This window comes from Parahaliea aestuarii (assembly GCF_008064635.1).
GTDB lineage: Bacteria > Pseudomonadota > Gammaproteobacteria > Pseudomonadales > Halieaceae > Parahaliea > Parahaliea aestuarii.
Map to the genome: position 1 here is coordinate 67,536 of NZ_VRYZ01000006.1, position 16,642 is coordinate 84,177.

Genomic DNA, 16,642 nt, shown 5'->3' on the forward strand with positions numbered 1-16,642 from the left:
TTGGGGCAAGCGCGCGATTATTCCATATTTGCCGCCCGCCTGTAATGCAGACATGACCGCGGCGGCCAGCAGGCTGAGCCGAGATGCCATTGACAGCCAGACTAACGGTCATTAGTTTGGACGAATAATACCCAATCGGAGCCACACCATGGCCATCTACGAGCCCATCGAATCCAGCGATTCCCGCCGCCACCTGCAGTTGCGCAGCCCCGTCACCCTGGAGCCGACCGGCGAGCTGGTGTGCGCCAACAGCGAGGACGTGGCCGAGGCCATTGCCCTGGCGCGCAAGGTGCAGCCGGCCTGGGCCGCCACCCCGATTCGCGAGCGGGCCAGAATCGCCGAGCGCGCCCTGCAATTGGTGCTGGAACGGCAGGATGAAATCATCGACACCGTGGTGGCGGAGACCGGCAAGGCCCGCACCGATGCCATGAGCATGGAGATTTTCTCGGTGGCGGACTCGCTGTGCTACTACGCCAAAAACGCGGAAAAATTCCTCAAGCCCCGCAAGCGCAAGGTGCACGGCATTATCGGCATCGCCAAACAGCTGCGGATTGTCTACAAGCCCCTCGGCGTGGTGGGCCTGATCACGCCCTGGAACGGGCCCTTCGTGCTGGTGATGAACCAGGCGGTGCAGGCCCTGCTGGCCGGCAACACGGTGGTAGCCAAGGGCTCTGAAGTCACTCCCTATTCCGCCAAACTGGCCGAGACCATCCTGCGCGATGCCGGGCTGCCGGAAGGTGTGCTACAGGTACTGCTGGGGGACGGCGAGACCGGCGCCGCCATCGTCCGCGGCGGGGTCGACAAGGTCTCCTTCACCGGCAGCGTCGCCACTGGCCGCAAAGTGGCCGAGGCCTGCGCCAGCCAGTTGATTCCCTGCTCCCTGGAGCTGGGTGGCAACGACGCCATGATCGTGTGCGCCGACGCCGACCTCGAGCGCGCCGCCGACGGCGCCTGGCTGGGCTCCTGCATGAACACCGGCCACTACTGCTGCGGCACCGAGCGCATCTACGTGGTGGCCTCGGTCTACGACGAGTTTCTGCGTCGGGTACTGGAGAAGGGGAAGCAGGTCAAACAGGGCAGCCAGTACGGCTGGGAAGAAGACGTGGGCGCGGTGTTCTGGGACCGGCAAATGGCCATCATCGAGGCCCACGTAGAGGACGCCCGCGCCAAGGGCGCCACCATTCACCAGGGCGGGCGCCGCAATCCGGACCTGCCCGGGCTCTACTACGAACCCACCGTGATGACCGATGTCGATCACAGCATGGACATCATGAACCTGGAGACCTTTGGCCCCATTCTCTGCATCCAGAAGGTCGCCTCGGAAGAGGAGGCCCTGCAACTGGCCAACGACTCCGAATTCGGCCTCAACGGCAACGTGTGGACCAAAGACAAGGAAAAGGGCTACCGCCTGGCCCAGGCTATCGATACCGGCAGTTGCAGCGTCAACGACATGGCGGTGAGCTACGGCATTCCCGCCGCCCCCTTCGGCGGGCGCAAGCAGTCGGGCGTGGGGCAGGTGAACGGCAAAAAGGGCCTGCGCGGCTACTGCCATGAGATGCCGATCGTCATCGACCGCTTCGGCGGCAAGATGCAGAACGCCTACCCCAACAGTGCCAAGAGCGCGGAGGGCATGCGCAAACTAATGGACTTCATGTGGCGCAAGACACCGCTGGGACGCTGGCTGAGCTGAGCTAGAGCAATACCAGGTTGTCGCGGTGAATCAGTTCCTCGTCACCGCGATAGCCGAGAATGTCCGCAATCGCGCTGGACGGCTTGCCCTGCAGGCGGCGCGCCTCTTCGGCATTGTAATTCACCAGCCCGCGCGCCACTTCCCGCCCCTGGCGGTCGCGGCAGGCCACCATGTCGCCGCGCTGGAAATTGCCCTGCACCGCGACCACCCCCACCGGCAGCAGGCTGCGGCCGGATTCACGCAGGACCCGCACAGCGCCGTCGTCCAGTTCGACGCTGCCCGGCACCCGCACCATGCCCGCGAGCCACTGCTTGCGCGCATTCTGGGGCTGCTTGCCGGTGCGCAGCCAGGTGCCGACATCCTCGCCGCTGGTCGCGCGCTGGACAATGTCGGGCTCGCGACCCGATGCAATGAGGGTTTCACTGCCGGAACGGGCGGCCAGGCGCGCGGCCCGTAGCTTGGTGACCATGCCGCCACGCCCCAGCACACCGCCCTCTCCTGCCATACCGTCCAGTTCCGGTGCGTGCACGTCGCACTGGCGCACCAGCTCGGCGGCGGGGTTGTGGCGGGGGTCGGCGTTGAATAATCCCTGCTGGTCAGTGAGCAGCAACAGGGCGTCGGCATCGATCAGGTTGGCCACCAGCGCCGCCAGGGTGTCGTTGTCACCAAAGCGGATTTCGTCGGTGACCACGGTATCGTTCTCGTTGACGATGGGCATCACACCCAGTTGCAGCAGGGTGGTCAGGGTGCCGCGGGCGTTCAGGTAGCGGTCGCGGGCGATCACGTCGTCGTGCCCCAGCAGGATCTGGGCGGTGGCAATGCCATAGCGGTTAAAGGCGTTTTCATAGCTCTGCACCAGCACCGACTGGCCCACCGCGGCGGCGGCCTGCAGATCGTGCAGGGCGGAGGGGCGACTCGACCAGCCCAGGCGCACAATGCCGGCGGCCACCGCGCCGCTGGATACCAGCACCACCTCGCAACCGCGCTGGCGCAGGGCGGCGAGCTGATCCACCAGCGAGCCGATCACCTCCTGGTCCAGCCCGCGGCCGTCATTGGTGAGCAGGGCGCTGCCCACCTTTACTACCCAGCGCCGCGCCCCGGCGACTTCACTGCGCTCACTCACGCCCCTGTCCCTGTCGTTGTTGCCATTGTCATTGTTGTCGTTTGCTGTTCCGGCGCGGCCATCCTGCCTAGTGGACGTACTCCACTTCCACGTCGAGATCGTCATCATCGGAGTCATCGTCATCCTCCGCCGCCTGACGACGGCTGGCGCGCAGGGCGGCGATACGCTCCCGCGCCTCCTCCTGCATGCGCGACTGGGTGGCCTGCTCTTCCGCCAGCACCTCAGGATCCGCCGCCTCCCGCTCGCGCTGCTCCTCCAGGTGGATCATCAGGTCCTGGCAGATGCGCTCTGTGCCGGTGGCGCTGATGGCGGAAATTTCATACACCGGCCCTTCCCAGCCCAGCGTATCCAGCAGTTCCTGACGGCGCTCGGCAAACGTTTCCTCGTCCAGCAGATCCGCCTTGTTCAGCACCAGCCAGCGCGGGCGCCCGGCCAGCGTTGGACTGAAGCGCTCCAGCTCACGCACGATGGACAGGGCCGCCTCGGCGGGCGTTATCTCGTCCCAGGGCGCCATGTCCACAATGTGCAGCAAAATGCGGTTGCGGGTGAGGTGCTTGAGAAAGCGAACCCCCAGACCCGCGCCCTCTGAAGCGCCCTCGATCAGCCCGGGAATATCCGCCACCACGAAGGAGCGGTGGCCGTCCACCTTGACCACGCCGAGGTTCGGCACCAGGGTGGTGAAGGGGTAGTTGGCGACCTTCGGCGTGGCCGCCGATACGGCGCGGATAAAGGTGGATTTACCGGCATTGGGCAATCCCAGCAGCCCCACATCGGCCAGCACTTTCAGCTCCAGCTTGAGGTTGCGCGCCTCGCCCTCACTGCCCGGGGTGGTCTGCCGGGGAGCGCGGTTGGTGCTGGATTTGAAGCGCGTGTTGCCGAGGCCGTGGAAGCCGCCCTGGGCCACTTTGAGCTGTTCGCCGTGGGCGGACAGGTCGCCGAGGATCTCGCCGCTATCCTCGTCGATGATGGTGGTGCCCACCGGCACTTTCAGCACGAGGTCCAGGCCGCTCTTGCCGGTGCAGTTGCGACCGCGCCCGGCCTCGCCGCTCTCGGCGCGGTAGCTGCGCTGGAAGCGGTAGTCGACCATGGTGTTGAGGTTTTCGTCGGCCTCCATGAAGACGCTGCCGCCGTCACCGCCGTCACCGCCGTCGGGGCCGCCTTTCTCGATGTATTTTTCCCGCCGGAAACTCAGGCAGCCGTTGCCCCCCTTGCCGGCGAACACTTTGATTGTTGCTTCATCTACGAATTTCATGGCTCTCGGTCTCTTGCGACCAGATTCTCCGGCCTGCTCTGCGTAAACCTCAATGAGGATTAAGTGTACTTCACTCGCGATCGGGTTGCCGGTGCGCTCTCCGCCACAATCACCGGAGCCCTGAACACGCGGGTGGAGTGCGGGTGAAGCTATTCGGGACACGCCGTGAACCCGTCCATGGGGGCTCGGCAGCGGCCGTCCAGGCCGCTGACGGTCCCGAATAGCTTCACCCGCACTCCACCCGCTCTTTATGGGGACACTCATACAGCCGACTTCGAAGACAGGAGTAATGCCCAAGTTTTCGAATACTACCCAATCAGGCCGCCAGCCGTAGGTAGGCCTCCGCGGACCGTCAGCGGCCATGGACGGCCGCTGTCGAGCGCACATGGATGTGCTTGTAGCGTGTCCGAGGAGGCCTACCTACGGTTGGTGGCCGGGCGGCGAAGTCCCCGTACCACTAAGCCTGGCCAGCCAAGGCTCAAAAGCAGGCAAAAAAAAGCCCCGTCATCTGACGAGGCTTTCGTTCAGTTCTTGCGAACCGTCGCTCAGGCGCTCACCACCTGAACAAACTTGCGATTTTTCGGGCCCTTGACCACAAACTCGACCCTGCCCTCGGAAGTCGCAAACAGAGTGTGGTCCTTGCCGATGCGAACATTGTCGCCCGCGTGGAAGCGCGTACCGCGCTGACGCACGATAATGTTGCCCGCTTTTACCACTTCACCGCCAAAACGCTTCACGCCAAGGCGTTTACTTTCCGAATCGCGGCCGTTACGCGTACTACCGCCAGCTTTCTTGTGTGCCATAGTCGATAAGCTCCTTTAGCCGTTAATACCGGTGATCTTCACCTCGGTGTACCACTGGCGGTGGCCAGTTTCCTTCCGATGGTGCTTGCGACGGTTGAATTTGACGATCTTCACCTTGTCGTGACGGCCGTGGCTGACCACTTCGGCAGTGACCTTGCCGCCCGCCACCAGCGGGGTGCCGATTTTCACATCGTCGCCGCCGATCATCAGAACCCGGTCGAATTCCACGGCTTCACCCGTGGCCACTTCCAGTTTCTCGAGTTTGAGGGTCTCGCCCTCAACTACGCGGTGCTGCTTGCCACCGCTTTCAATTACTGCGTACATTGCGCGCTCCGTTCAATTAGCCTGCTCGCGGTTGCAAAAAACCCTTGTAAATCAAGGGGGCAGAGCCAGGCACAAACAGTTGAAATAACACCCGGAACGGCCACAAGGGCCCGGGACAGGTGCAGAGGGCGGCGATTCTACTGAAAACACCCCCACTGGGCAAGGACTGTTTACCTTAGTCGCACTGCGGCTTGCCTGCCCCGGCCACCGCCTTGACAGCCCCAGGGGGGCACCCTAGCATCCGGCATTTTCCAGGGCACCCTTCCATGCAGCAAATCCGCGCCAGCGTTGCCGATGAATTCGAGGCGGTGAATCGCCTGATCGTCGAACAGCTTCACTCCGACGTCGATATGGTGGAAAACGTTGGCCACTATATCGTCGACGCTGGCGGCAAGCGCCTGCGCCCGCTGCTGGCCCTGCTGTGCGGCGCGGCACTGGGAGGCTGCACTGAGCGCCACATCGCCTTCGCCGCGATAATCGAATTCATTCACACCGCCACGCTGCTGCACGACGATGTGGTGGATATTTCCACCCTGCGCCGGGGGCGTCCCACCGCCAACGCCGAATTCGGCAATGCCCCCAGCGTGCTGGTGGGCGACTTCCTCTATACCCGCGCCTTCCAGTTGATGGTGACGCTGGAGGACATGGACATCCTGCGCCACATGGCCGACACCACCAATACCATCGCCGAAGGCGAGGTGCTGCAACTGGTGCGTGCCGGCAACCCGGATACCACGGAGGCGGATTACCTCGAAGTTATTACCCGCAAGACGGCCATCCTGTTCGCCGCGGCCTGTTACGGCGCCGCCGCCCTCTCCGGGCAGCCGGAACAGGAGCGCCAGCGGCTGGCGGATTACGGCCTGAACCTGGGCATCGCCTTCCAGATGATCGACGATGTGCTGGACTACGAGGGCGACCCGGCGACCATGGGCAAGAATGTCGGCGACGATCTTACCGAGGGCAAGGTGACCCTGCCGTTGATCCACGTCATGGAAAACGGGACTCAGGAAGAGCGCACACTGGTGCGGGAGGCCATCGCCAGCAAGTCCGCGGGGCGGCTGGCAGACGTCGTTGCCGCCGTGCAGCGCTGCGGCAGCTGTGACTTCACCCGGGAACAGGCCCGGCGCTACCACGACCAGGCGCTGGGCTGCCTGCAGGGCATTCCATCGGGACCGGCACGGGAAGCCCTGCTGGCGATAACCGCCCTGTCAATCCAGCGGGACCACTGACTCACCTGCCTTCGCAGGCGACGGTGACAACGTTGTCTCTTTACAGATAGCAGCACGGCTTTCTATACTCACGGGCTTTCTCCAGCCCGGGAAAGCCCATGACATCCTCACCTCTCTTGACCGACCTGCCCGCCTTCGGCGAACTGCAGGCGCTCGCGTCCGACCTGAAGTCCACCAGCATCCAGGCCCTGTTCGAGCGGGAAGGGAACCGCGCCGAAGCCTTTGTCGCCCAGGCCGCCGGCCTGCGACTGGACTACTCCAAGCACTTGCTGGACGGGGCAGCCCGGGCCAGGTTACTGGAACTGGGCGAGCAGGCGCAGCTGCCCCGCAAAGCCCAGGCCCTGCTCGGCGGCGCCGAGGTCAACAACACCGAGGGCCGCCCGGCGTTGCACAGCCTGCTGCGCGCCAGCAGCGCACCGGGGCTGGAAGACAAGTTCGCCGAGGTGGTGGAAGCCCGCGCGCAAATGCGCCACTGGGCCGGACGCATCAACAGCGGCGAGCAGCGGGGCTTTTCCGGTGCGGCCATTACCGATGTGGTGAATATCGGCATCGGCGGTTCAGATCTCGGGCCGCGCCTGGTAACCGACGCGCTCAAGCCCTTTCAGGGCGACATCAACTGCCACTATGTAGCCAATGTGGATCCGGCCGACCTACAGGACACGCTGCTGGACCTCGACCCGGCCACGACCCTTTTTATCATCTGCTCCAAGTCCTTCCGCACCGAAGAAACCCTGACCAACGGCCTGGCGGCCCGCGCCTGGCTGATCAATGCCGGCGCGGAGGTCTCCGATCTCGACAAGCACTTCCTCGCCATTACCAGCAACCTGGCGGCCGCGGCCGAATTCGGCGTTTCCGGCGACAACTGCCTGCCGATGTGGGACTGGGTGGGGGGGCGCTACTCGGTGTGGTCGGCAGTGGGCCTGTCCTGCGCCATCGCCCTGGGTTGGGAGCACTTCGAACAGTTCCTCGACGGCGCTGCCGCCATGGACGCCCACTTTGCCAGCGCGCCGGTGGCAGACAACCTGCCCATGCTGATGAGTCTGCTGGAAGTGTGGTATTGCAACGGCTTCGGCGCCGGCAACCACGTGGTACTGCCCTACGACCAGGGCCTGGCCAGGCTGCCGGACTTCCTGCAGCAGCTCACCATGGAAAGCAACGGCAAGCGCGTGGCCGCCGACGGCAGCGCCCTGGACTACGACACCGGCCCGGTGCTGTGGGGCAGCGCCGGCACCATGGGCCAGCACTCCTTCCACCAGCTATTGCACCAGGGTACCCGCCTGTGCCCGGTGGACTTTATCCTGCCGCTGACCACCCACACCGGCATGGCTGAACAGCACCAGCGCCTGGTGGCCAATGGCCTGGCCCAGAGCCGCGCCCTGCTGGTCGGCCGCACGCCGGACGAAGCCCGGGAATCCCTGCTGGCGCGCGGACTGGATGCGGCAGAGGCAGAACGCCTCGCACCGCATCTGGCCATGCCCGGCAACCGCCCCAACAGTGTCATCAGTTTCGCGGCCGTCACCCCCCACAGCCTCGGCGCACTGATCGCACTGTACGAGCACCGCACTTTCTGCAGCGGCCAGCTGTGGGGCATCAATTCCTTCGACCAGTGGGGCGTGGAGCTGGGCAAGGAAATCGGCGTGGATATTTTCCAGCGCATGGCTGGCGAAGCGCGCACCGCGCCGCTGGATCCGGCCACCGAGGCACTCCTTGCCCAGTGGCGCCAATACCGGGACTGAGCTGGCCTGCCCCGACTCAGCTGGCCATCGCCGGAAAGACCACTACCAGCCGCGCGCCGGTAGCGCGCACGGGCGCCACAACATCGACCGCGGCGCCGTGCGCCAGGGCAATCTCGCGCACAATCGGCAGTCCCAGGCCACAGCCCTCCGGGTTTGTGGCATCGCAGCGATAGAAGCGCTCAAACAGTCGCGGCCAGTGCCTCTGCGCAATGCCCGGCCCGTTATCCTCGACGATCAGAATCACTTCGCTGCCGACGATTTCCAGTGTCACCCAGACCGTACCGCCAATGTGCACATAGCGCGCGGCGTTCTCGAACAGGTTCCAGCACATCTCGCGCAGGAGCATATACTCCCCCAGCACTTCAACCACCTGCGGCGGCAGTTCCAGTTCGACCCTGACATCCCGACTCAGCAACAGACTGTGCAGGTTTTCAACTACGTCGTTGACCACTTCTGTAAGGTCCACTGGCTCCACCTGCAAGCCACGCCCGACCGCCGCCTCGGCGCGGGCAAGCTTCATCAACTGGGCATTGACATGGGCCATCCGGTCAGCGGCCCGCGAGGTGGCGTCCAGGGCCGAGTGAACAGACGCCAGGTCGTCTTCCCGCAGGGCGAGTTGCGCCTGTAGCTTGATACCTGCCAGCGGTGTTTTCATCTGGTGGGATATATTGCCAACGAACTGTTCGCGGGAATCGATCGCCGCCTCCAGTTGTCGCAGCAGCAGGTTGGTATTCTCGACGATCAATTCCACTTCCTCGGGAGCCGCATGCACCTCTATCGGTGTCAGGTCGCGGGAAGAGCGTCGGGCCAGTTCCCGCCTCAACACCAGCAGAGGACGAATGCCGCGCTGGACGGCCACGCCCACCACAAACAGAGCGGCGATGAAAAACAGCAGCTTGGAACCCAGCACCTCTGCCAGCAGAGTTTCCACCAGGGGCGTACGCTTGTTGAGGGTTTCAGCAACGCTAATGATCGCCGCTTCGCCCGCGCCAAGATCAGTCAGCACGCTGACACTTCTCACCCGACTGCCGTCGATATGGGTATCGGTGAAGAACGGACCAGCGCGCAGTTGTTCATTATCCAGCGCCAGCCAGGCCTGCGGCCGGCCGGCCAGGTATTCGCCATTGAGCCTGGCGACATGGAAGTAAACACTGTCGAACTCGTCCCATTCGAACATCTCGATGGCGGTAGGCTCTGCCCTGAAACGGATTTCACCGTCGTCACGCTGTACTTCGTGGGCAAGAGAGTAGGCGGAATCCAGCAACCAGCGATCAAATATCTGGTTTGCCGTGTGCAGGCCGATGGCATAGGAAACAAGCGTTTCCACCAGCAGCAGCAGAAACAGCGGACCACCGACCAGTAGCAGCAGCTGGGCCCGCAGGCCGAGCCTGGGCATCAGCCCTCTTCCTCCAGCAGGTAGCCAACACCGCGCATCGTGCGGATTGTCAGCCCGGAGTCTTTCAGCCTGCGACGCAAGCGATGGACATAGACTTCTACCGCATTGTCACCGACTTCTTCTCCCTGGGTCACCAGACGCTGCGCAAGGCGCGCCTTGGTCACGACACGCGGACTGTTCAGGGCCAGCGCCTCGAGCACTTCGTATTCACGGGAGGGCAGTTCGAGGCGTACAGTTCCCAACGAAGCTGAGCGGTGAAAAGGGGAGACGCTCAATATACCGACAGCGACTTCATCCGTAGCCTGTGCATTGCTGCGACGCAGCAGCGCCCTGACCCGCGCCTCGAACTCGCGCAGATCGAAGGGCTTTTCAAGATAGTCATCTGCACCGGCGTCCAGGGCAATCACCTGCTGCTCGATCCCGTCCCTCGCTGTCAGCACCAGCACCGGCGTGCGATCCCGCCGCGAGCGCAATCTGCGCAGCACGTCCACGCCATCCATGTCGGGCAGCCCCAGGTCCAGAATCACCAGATCCATATCATAGGCGCACAACATCCCGTCAGCACGGGCGCCGTGCGTAACATGGGTAGCGCTGTGCCCCGCCTGGCGAAACGCTTTCAGCAGGCCTTCAGCGATAAGCGGATCGTCTTCCACCAGCAGGATATTCATAGGCATACCAGAAAATTGATAAGGAGGATGTGACCCTGCAGAACAGGCAAAGTTCTGTGCCGGAGAAAAAACAAAGAAAATGCGGCGCTTGAAAGGTTGTTGAAAGCTTTGCTCTCTAGGCTAGGCAGCCCATCCAGTTCCAGAGGACCTCGCAGCAATGAGCCTGCAACACCTGAAGAAAGACATCCCGGCCAGTATTGTCGTCTTTTTCGTCGCCCTGCCCCTGTGTCTGGGCGTCGCTCTCGCATCCGGCGCGCCGCTGTTTTCCGGCCTGATTGCCGGCATTGTCGGCGGCATCGTGGTGGGCGGTATCAGCCGCTCCGCACTTGGTGTTTCGGGCCCGGCAGCGGGCCTCACCGTCATCGTACTCAGCGCCATCGAAAGCCTCGGGGCCTACGAAACCTTCCTGCTTGCCGTCGTACTCGGCGGCATCCTGCAGGTCGTGCTCGGCGCCTTGCGCGCCGGCGTGCTCGGTTACTTCTTTCCCACCTCGGTGATCAACGGCATGCTGACCGGCATCGGCCTGATCATTATCCTGAAACAGATTCCCTATGCTTTTGGCCTCGGCGACAATGCCACTGGCGACATCGCGATGATGGAGTCGGGAGGCGCCGCTGCCGCCACGTCGCTGTCAGGGCTATTCGCCATGGTTCACCCCGGGGTACTGCTGATTTCACTGATTTCTCTCGCCATCCTGATTGGCTGGGAAAGCAGAGCAATCAAACAGAACCGCTGGCTGGGCATGCTGCCGGGGCCGGTTGTCGCCGTATCCGTCGCCGTACTGCTGCATTTTGCTTTCGCCGGATCCGACAGCCTGGCACTGTTGCAATCGCAGCTGGTCAGCGTGCCTGTTGCCTCCGGTTTCGGTGAATTCGTCAGCCTCTTCACGCTGCCCGACTTTTCCCAGATCACCAACTCCGCAGTGTGGACCGTTGCCATAACCATCGCCGTGGTGGCCAGCCTGGAAACGCTGCTGAGCGTCGAAGCCATCGACAAGATGGATCCGCAGAAACGCACCACCCCGACCAACCGCGAACTGGTGGCGCAGGGCGTGGGCAACAGCGTCTCCGGCCTGATTGGCGGTCTGCCGGTCACCCAGGTGATTGTGCGCAGTTCGGTCAACCTGCAAACCGGCGCCCAGTCCAAGGCATCCACCATGATCCACGGCGGCCTGCTGCTGGTCTGCGTTGCCACTCTCCCGCACTGGCTGAACGTCATTCCTCTGGGCGTGCTGGCGGCCGTCCTGCTGGTGACCGGCTACAAGCTGGCCAAACCGGCCCTGTTCCGCAAAATGTGGGACTGCGGCCTGGAGCAATTCCTGCCCTTTATTGTGACCGTCAGCGCCGTGGTTCTGACCGATCTGCTGACCGGGGTCGGCCTGGGCATGGCGATCGCCATCCTGGCGCTGCTACAGCGCAACTACCGCAATTCACACTTCCTGCACCGGCGCGAGAGCACCGAACAGAACAACCGGCTGCTGGTTACCCTGCGCCTGGCGGAAGAGGTGACCTTCCTCAACAAGGGCGCCATCCGCAAGGAGCTGAGCGAAATCCCGGACCACGCCCATGTCGTGATCGACAAGCGCGGCAGCGTCTATATCAACTACGATGTCGAGGAAGCGCTGGCGGACTTTATCAGCACCGCGGAAACCCGCGGGATTGCCGTCGACATTCTTGAGCCGGAACCTGAAACCAGGGCACAGCCGCGCTCAGACATGCTGGTAGCAGCCTGATCGGCGGCGAGCGCTGGAGACCGTCATGAGAGTACTTTTGCCCATCTGTCCTGACACCGACCTGCAGCGGCTGGGGCCCTACTTCGCGCTGCGCTTCGATACAGCGAAAATCGACCTCGATGTCCTTATGGTCACCCCTCAGGCGCCGACTGCCACAACCGGCGATCAGGGGCAGGTTCTGGACGAGATCGCCCGCGATTTTATCCTCACTTACAGAGTGCGCTCAGTGCGCGTCCACCTGATGACTGGCGACTTCACTGAATCGCTGGTTGCCAGCGCCCTGCAGTATCACAGCAATATCATTCTGCTACACGATACAGAAGGGCAGGGCCGCAGTTTCAATGTCGGCATTCACAAGCTTGCGCGCCAGCTGTTCAAGCGAACACGCTGTTCACTGGAGGTGGTCAATGCGTCTGCCATTGCCCCCGAAACCGCTGGTATGCCAATGCAGGTGGTGATACCACTGCTTGCCCGCGAGCTGGGCAGCTTCCCCTGCGATCGCCTGGTTGCCCTGCCCTGGCAGCGGGGCTCGACGCTCCGAATCTGCATGCAAATGCCACCGGCTTTCGATAGCAACGCCCTCGAAGTGAGCCCCTCGTCCATCCTGCTGGCACAGGAAGCACAGCGCGATGCCTACCCGCAACTGGAGGGCGAGCTGAGTGCACTGTGCCTGGATCTCGCCGCGCGCATGGGAGAGCAGGTCGATGTCGATTTCAGCATACTGGAGGATCGAACCGACGCGCTGGAATCACTACTGTCCACGCTGGAGGGGCACACCCTGATCCTGCAAATCTGTCGGGGATCGGCCAAACTGCCTGCACCCTCCCCGTGGAGGCGCACGCCCCCACAGCTCGCACCACACTCGCTGCTGTTACTGCAGGCCCGGGAACAAGGCACCTCCAGTGCCTGCTACCGCGCGGATGCGGAGCTCGGTGTGTACCCACTGCCGGTAAACTAGGAGACGGCGAGGAAGCGCTCGCAGCGGACCGCCGGGGAGCGACGCAAATCAAACCCCGGCGGAACGATTCAAGCGTCGATCAGGGCGAGCAGTTCGCGGGTTTTAGCCTGCATCAATGCATTATCGGCACGCGATTCCACATTCAGCCGCACCACCGGCTCGGTATTGGACATGCGCAGGTTAAAGCGCCAGTCGGCAAAGCTCATGCTCAGGCCGTCGACTTTCTCGACTGACTCGGCAGTGTCTGCATAGCGTCCCTCGACGTCCGCCAGCACCGCGGCCGGATCCTCGATAGTGCGATTGATTTCACCGCTACAGGGATAGGCCGCCATGCGCTCCTCTACCATGGCCGAAAGAGGCTTGCCGTGCTGGGCCATCAGGCCGGTCACCAGCAGCCAGGGAATCATGCCGCTGTCGCAGTAGGCGAAGTCACGGAAGTAGTGGTGGGCGCTCATCTCACCGCCGTAGATCGCATTTTCCTTGCGCATGCGCTCCTTGATGAAGGCGTGGCCGGTTTTGCTCTGGATGGCCTTGCCGCCATGCGCTTCGGTGATGGCGACGGTATTCCAGGTCAGGCGCGGATCGTGGACGATGCCGGCACCGCGCTCCTTCTGTAGAAAGGCTTCCGCCAGTAGCCCCACCAGGTAATAGCCCTCGATAAAATCGCCCTGCTCGTCAAAGAAGAAGCAGCGGTCAAAGTCACCGTCCCAGGCAATGCCGAGGTCGGCACCGTGTTCGCGCACCGCGGCAATCGTCGCCGCGCGATTTTCCTCCAGCAGCGGGTTGGGTACCCCGTTGGGGAAATTGCCGTCGGGCTCGTGATGCAGTTTGATGAACTCAAACGGCAGGTGTGGTTCCAGCAGGTCAACGATTCGCCCGGCACCGCCATTGCCGGCATCCACCACAATTTTCAGCGGTTTGAGTGCGGCCACGTCGACATAGCCAAGGAGGTGATCTACATAAGCCGTATCGGTGTCAAGCTTGTGCAACTCGCCGCGCTTCTGCGCGGGCGTAAAGGCGTTGCGCTCTGCCAGATCGCGAATATCGAACAATCCGGTGTCACCGGAAATGGGCTTGGACTCCTCGCGCACAAATTTCATGCCGTTGTAGTCCTTGGGGTTGTGGCTCGCGGTCACTGCGATACCGCCATCCATACCAGCGTGAGAGGTGGCGAAGTAAATCTCCTCGGTGCCACTCAGGCCGATGTCGTAAACATCGACTCCCTGCTCCATCAGGCCCTCGCTGAGGGCGGCCTTGATGGCCTCGCTGGTGAGACGGATATCGTGGCCCACCACCACCTTCTCCGGTTTCACCACCTCGGCGTAGGCGCGCCCGATGCGGCGGGCAATGTCCTCGTTGAGCTGGTCGGGGATGCGCCCGCGCACGTCGTAGGCCTTGAAGCAGGTAATCTTGTCCACGGCTGCGCTATCCCTTCTTGTTGTAGATGTTTTCGTAAACGTAGTTGGTGGCCTCGACAAAGCCCGGCACACTGCCGCAGTCGAAGCGGCGTCCCTTGAACTTGTAGGCCATCACGCAGCCCTGTTTGGCCTGGGTCTGCAGGGCATCGGTCAGCTGCACCTCGCCATTGGCGCCCGGCGGGGTGTCGCGAATGATGTCGAAAATATCGGGGGTGAGGATATAGCGGCCAATGATGGCGAGATTGGAAGGGGCATCTTCCTGGGTCGGCTTCTCCACCATTTCGTCCACCCGATAGATGCCGTCTTTCAGCGGCTCGCCGGCGATCACTCCGTACTTGTGCACTTCATCCATCGGCACTTCCTGGATGGCGACGATGGAGCAGCGGAACTGTTTGAACAACTCGACCATCTGCGCCAGCACACCGGGGCCATCGTTGATGCACAGGTCGTCCGACAGAATCACACCGAAGGGGTCGTTACCGATCAGTGACTGCCCGGTGAGGATGGCGTGGCCCAGGCCCTTCATCTCGCGCTGGCGCACCATGGTAAAGATACCGTTGTCGAGCACGTTGCGAATGCTGTCCAGGTAGGCTTCCTTGCCGGAACCGGCGATCTGGTGTTCCAGTTCGAAATTGATGTCGAAGTGATCCGCGATGGCGCGCTTGCCGCGCCCGGTAACCATGGCGCAGGTATTCATGCCCGCTTCAATGGCTTCTTCCACCCCGTACTGCACCAGCGGCTTGTTGACGATGGGCAGCATTTCCTTGGGCATGCTCTTGGTGGCTGGCAGGAAGCGGGTGCCGTAGCCGGCGACCGGGAACAGGCATTTGGTGATCATGCATCTTTCTCCTTGGGGGGTTCTGATGATTCTGCACCACGACCGTAGACATCTTCAAAACGCACAATGTCGTCTTCACCCAAATAGGTTCCCGACTGCACTTCAATCAGCTCCAGCGGGATGCGACCAGGGTTGGCCAGGCGGTGCTTGTGCCCGAGGGGAATGTAGGTGGATTCATCCTCGGCCAGCATGAAGACGCGGTCTTCGCAGGTGACTTCGGCGGTGCCGTGCACCACGATCCAGTGTTCGGCACGGTGGTGGTGCATCTGCAGTGACAGTTTCTGGCCGGGGTTGACGATGATGCGCTTGACCTGGAAGCGCTCGCCTTCCACCAGTGATTCGTAGGACCCCCAGGGGCGATACACCTTGGCGTGCAGCTCTGCCTCAGGGCGCTGCTGGGCCTTCAATGCACTCACCAGCCGCTTGACGTCCTGCACCTGGTTGCGATCGGCCACCAGCACCGCATCGGAGGTTTCCACCACGACCAGGTTCTGTACCCCGGTCGCCGCCACCAGGCGCGAGTCGCTGCGGAAGTAACTGTCGCTGCAGTTATCCAGCAGCACGTCGCCGCTGGCAACGTTGCCCTGGTCATCCCGCTCACCCACTTCCCACAGGGCGGACCAGGCACCGATATCGGACCAGCCGCAATCCAGCGCCACCACGCCACCGGCGTCGGTGTGCTCCATTACCGCGTAGTCGATACTGTCGGAGGGGCAGCGGGCGAAGGCCGCGGCGTCGGGGCGGACGAAATCCAGGTCACTGGCGGCGCCCGCCATGGCCTCGCGGCAGGCCGCCAGCATGGCCGGGGCATGTTGCTCCAGTTGGCTCAGGTAGCTATCGGCCCGCAGCAGGAACATGCCGCTGTTCCACAGGTACTCACCACTGTCCAGATAGCCCTGAGCGGTAACGACATCGGGCTTCTCCACGAAACGATCGAGGTCATAGACGTCGGTACTGATTACCGCACCGCGGCGGATATAGCCGTAGCCGGTTTCCGGACTGGAGGGCACCACGCCGAAGGTCATCAGGCGGCCGCTTTCCGCCAGCGGCAGTGCCGCAGCCACCGCGGCGCTGAACGCCTCCACCCGCTGAATCAGGTGATCCGCGGGCAAGACCAGCATCACTGCTTCGGGATCGAGTGCCTGCAGGTGCAGGGCCGCGAGCGCCACCGCGGGGGCCGTATTGCGCCCGGCCGGCTCCAGTATCAGGGCCGTCGGCTCGATGTCGATCTGGCGCAACTGCTCCGCCACCATAAAGCGATGCTCTTCGTTGCACACCACCAGCGGCGGCGCCGCGGACAGTCCATCGGTGCGCTGCAGCGTCGCCTGCAGCATGGAAAACTCACCCGCCAGGGGCAGCAGTTGCTTGGGATGGAGCTCGCGGGACACCGGCCAGAGTCGGCTTCCGACCCCGCCCGACAGCAATACCGGGACTAGCATATTCTTCCTTTCGATCATTGGCCCGACACGGCGGGC

14 protein-coding genes are annotated in these 16,642 nt (G+C 63.1%); 5 read left to right on the forward strand and 9 right to left on the reverse strand.

What is annotated here, in order from left to right; genetic code table 11:
- Positions 1-148 precede the first annotated feature (148 nt).
- A complete protein-coding gene (locus FVW59_RS13660) occupies positions 149-1,690 on the forward strand; it encodes an aldehyde dehydrogenase family protein (RefSeq protein WP_148064915.1) in 1,542 nt (513 codons plus the stop codon).
- 1 nt (position 1,691) lies between these two features.
- Here FVW59_RS13660 and proB read toward each other — a convergent pair whose 3' ends face one another.
- From proB to rplU, 4 genes are all read right to left on the reverse strand, one after another.
- On the reverse strand, positions 1,692-2,813 hold the full coding sequence (proB, locus tag FVW59_RS13665; RefSeq protein WP_222711517.1) for a glutamate 5-kinase: 1,122 nt from the start codon (positions 2,811-2,813) through the stop codon (positions 1,692-1,694).
- Between the two features lie 67 nt (positions 2,814-2,880).
- On the reverse strand, positions 2,881-4,065 hold the full coding sequence (gene cgtA, locus FVW59_RS13670) for an Obg family GTPase CgtA (protein WP_148064916.1): 1,185 nt from the start codon (positions 4,063-4,065) through the stop codon (positions 2,881-2,883).
- Between the two features lie 545 nt (positions 4,066-4,610).
- Positions 4,611-4,868: a 50S ribosomal protein L27 gene (gene rpmA, locus FVW59_RS13675; RefSeq protein ID WP_148064917.1), complete on the reverse strand. Its 258-nt coding sequence runs from the start codon at positions 4,866-4,868 to the stop codon at positions 4,611-4,613.
- A gap of 15 nt (positions 4,869-4,883) precedes the next feature.
- Positions 4,884-5,192: a 50S ribosomal protein L21 gene (gene rplU, locus FVW59_RS13680; RefSeq protein WP_148064918.1), complete on the reverse strand. Its 309-nt coding sequence runs from the start codon at positions 5,190-5,192 to the stop codon at positions 4,884-4,886.
- A 266-nt stretch (positions 5,193-5,458) separates the two neighbouring features.
- Here rplU and FVW59_RS13685 point away from each other — a divergent pair, with 266 nt between their 5' ends.
- Complete coding sequence (locus tag FVW59_RS13685) at positions 5,459-6,421, forward strand: polyprenyl synthetase family protein (protein ID WP_148064919.1); 963 nt, start codon at positions 5,459-5,461, stop codon at positions 6,419-6,421.
- 98 nt (positions 6,422-6,519) lie between these two features.
- Positions 6,520-8,157 (forward strand): glucose-6-phosphate isomerase, encoded by a 1,638-nt coding sequence (pgi, locus tag FVW59_RS13690; RefSeq protein WP_148064920.1) that lies wholly within the window; start codon positions 6,520-6,522, stop codon positions 8,155-8,157.
- A gap of 16 nt (positions 8,158-8,173) precedes the next feature.
- Here pgi and FVW59_RS13695 read toward each other — a convergent pair whose 3' ends face one another.
- Together FVW59_RS13695 and FVW59_RS13700 are read right to left on the reverse strand one after the other, a co-directional pair.
- The gene (locus FVW59_RS13695) at positions 8,174-9,553 is read right to left on the reverse strand and encodes a sensor histidine kinase (protein WP_148064921.1); all 1,380 of its coding nucleotides are present in this window, start codon (positions 9,551-9,553) and stop codon (positions 8,174-8,176) included.
- Positions 9,553-10,221 carry a response regulator gene (locus FVW59_RS13700; RefSeq protein WP_148064922.1) on the reverse strand — a complete coding sequence of 223 codons (669 nt, stop codon included), beginning with the start codon at positions 10,219-10,221 and terminating at the stop codon, positions 9,553-9,555. Before FVW59_RS13700 ends, FVW59_RS13695 begins: the two co-directional genes overlap by 1 nt.
- 157 nt (positions 10,222-10,378) lie before the next feature.
- Between FVW59_RS13700 and FVW59_RS13705 the strand changes: the two genes are divergently transcribed.
- Together FVW59_RS13705 and FVW59_RS13710 are read left to right on the forward strand one after the other, a co-directional pair.
- A complete protein-coding gene (locus FVW59_RS13705; RefSeq protein ID WP_148064923.1) occupies positions 10,379-11,953 on the forward strand; it encodes a SulP family inorganic anion transporter in 1,575 nt (524 codons plus the stop codon).
- A gap of 25 nt (positions 11,954-11,978) precedes the next feature.
- On the forward strand, positions 11,979-12,911 hold the full coding sequence (locus FVW59_RS13710) for a hypothetical protein (protein WP_148064924.1): 933 nt from the start codon (positions 11,979-11,981) through the stop codon (positions 12,909-12,911).
- A gap of 68 nt (positions 12,912-12,979) precedes the next feature.
- Here FVW59_RS13710 and FVW59_RS13715 read toward each other — a convergent pair whose 3' ends face one another.
- Genes FVW59_RS13715 through FVW59_RS13725 form a run of 3 tightly spaced genes read right to left on the reverse strand, consistent with a single transcriptional unit; the run spans position 12,980 to position 16,606 of the window.
- Positions 12,980-14,329 carry a phosphohexomutase domain-containing protein gene (locus FVW59_RS13715; protein WP_148064925.1) on the reverse strand — a complete coding sequence of 450 codons (1,350 nt, stop codon included), beginning with the start codon at positions 14,327-14,329 and terminating at the stop codon, positions 12,980-12,982.
- 7 nt (positions 14,330-14,336) lie between these two features.
- Positions 14,337-15,167: a UTP--glucose-1-phosphate uridylyltransferase GalU gene (gene galU, locus FVW59_RS13720; protein WP_148064926.1), complete on the reverse strand. Its 831-nt coding sequence runs from the start codon at positions 15,165-15,167 to the stop codon at positions 14,337-14,339.
- Positions 15,164-16,606 (reverse strand): mannose-1-phosphate guanylyltransferase/mannose-6-phosphate isomerase, encoded by a 1,443-nt coding sequence (locus tag FVW59_RS13725; protein WP_281290179.1) that lies wholly within the window; start codon positions 16,604-16,606, stop codon positions 15,164-15,166. The genes galU and FVW59_RS13725 overlap by 4 nt, the downstream gene beginning before the upstream one ends.
- Positions 16,607-16,642 lie beyond the last annotated feature (36 nt).

Bases quoted from the DNA above. Each gene is read 5' to 3' on its own strand.
- FVW59_RS13660 (WP_148064915.1), top strand. From the start codon at position 149: ATGGCCATCTACGAGCCCATCGAATCCAGCGATTCCCGCCGCCACCTG.
- cgtA (WP_148064916.1), bottom strand. From the start codon at position 4,065: ATGAAATTCGTAGATGAAGCAACAATCAAAGTGTTCGCCGGCAAGGGG.
- rpmA (WP_148064917.1), bottom strand. From the start codon at position 4,868: ATGGCACACAAGAAAGCTGGCGGTAGTACGCGTAACGGCCGCGATTCG.
- rplU (WP_148064918.1), bottom strand. From the start codon at position 5,192: ATGTACGCAGTAATTGAAAGCGGTGGCAAGCAGCACCGCGTAGTTGAG.
- FVW59_RS13685 (WP_148064919.1), top strand. From the start codon at position 5,459: ATGCAGCAAATCCGCGCCAGCGTTGCCGATGAATTCGAGGCGGTGAAT.
- pgi (WP_148064920.1), top strand. From the start codon at position 6,520: ATGACATCCTCACCTCTCTTGACCGACCTGCCCGCCTTCGGCGAACTG.
- FVW59_RS13695 (WP_148064921.1), bottom strand. From the start codon at position 9,553: ATGCCCAGGCTCGGCCTGCGGGCCCAGCTGCTGCTACTGGTCGGTGGT.
- FVW59_RS13700 (WP_148064922.1), bottom strand. From the start codon at position 10,221: ATGAATATCCTGCTGGTGGAAGACGATCCGCTTATCGCTGAAGGCCTG.
- FVW59_RS13705 (WP_148064923.1), top strand. From the start codon at position 10,379: ATGAGCCTGCAACACCTGAAGAAAGACATCCCGGCCAGTATTGTCGTC.
- FVW59_RS13710 (WP_148064924.1), top strand. From the start codon at position 11,979: ATGAGAGTACTTTTGCCCATCTGTCCTGACACCGACCTGCAGCGGCTG.
- galU (WP_148064926.1), bottom strand. From the start codon at position 15,167: ATGATCACCAAATGCCTGTTCCCGGTCGCCGGCTACGGCACCCGCTTC.
- FVW59_RS13725 (WP_281290179.1), bottom strand. From the start codon at position 16,606: ATGCTAGTCCCGGTATTGCTGTCGGGCGGGGTCGGAAGCCGACTCTGG.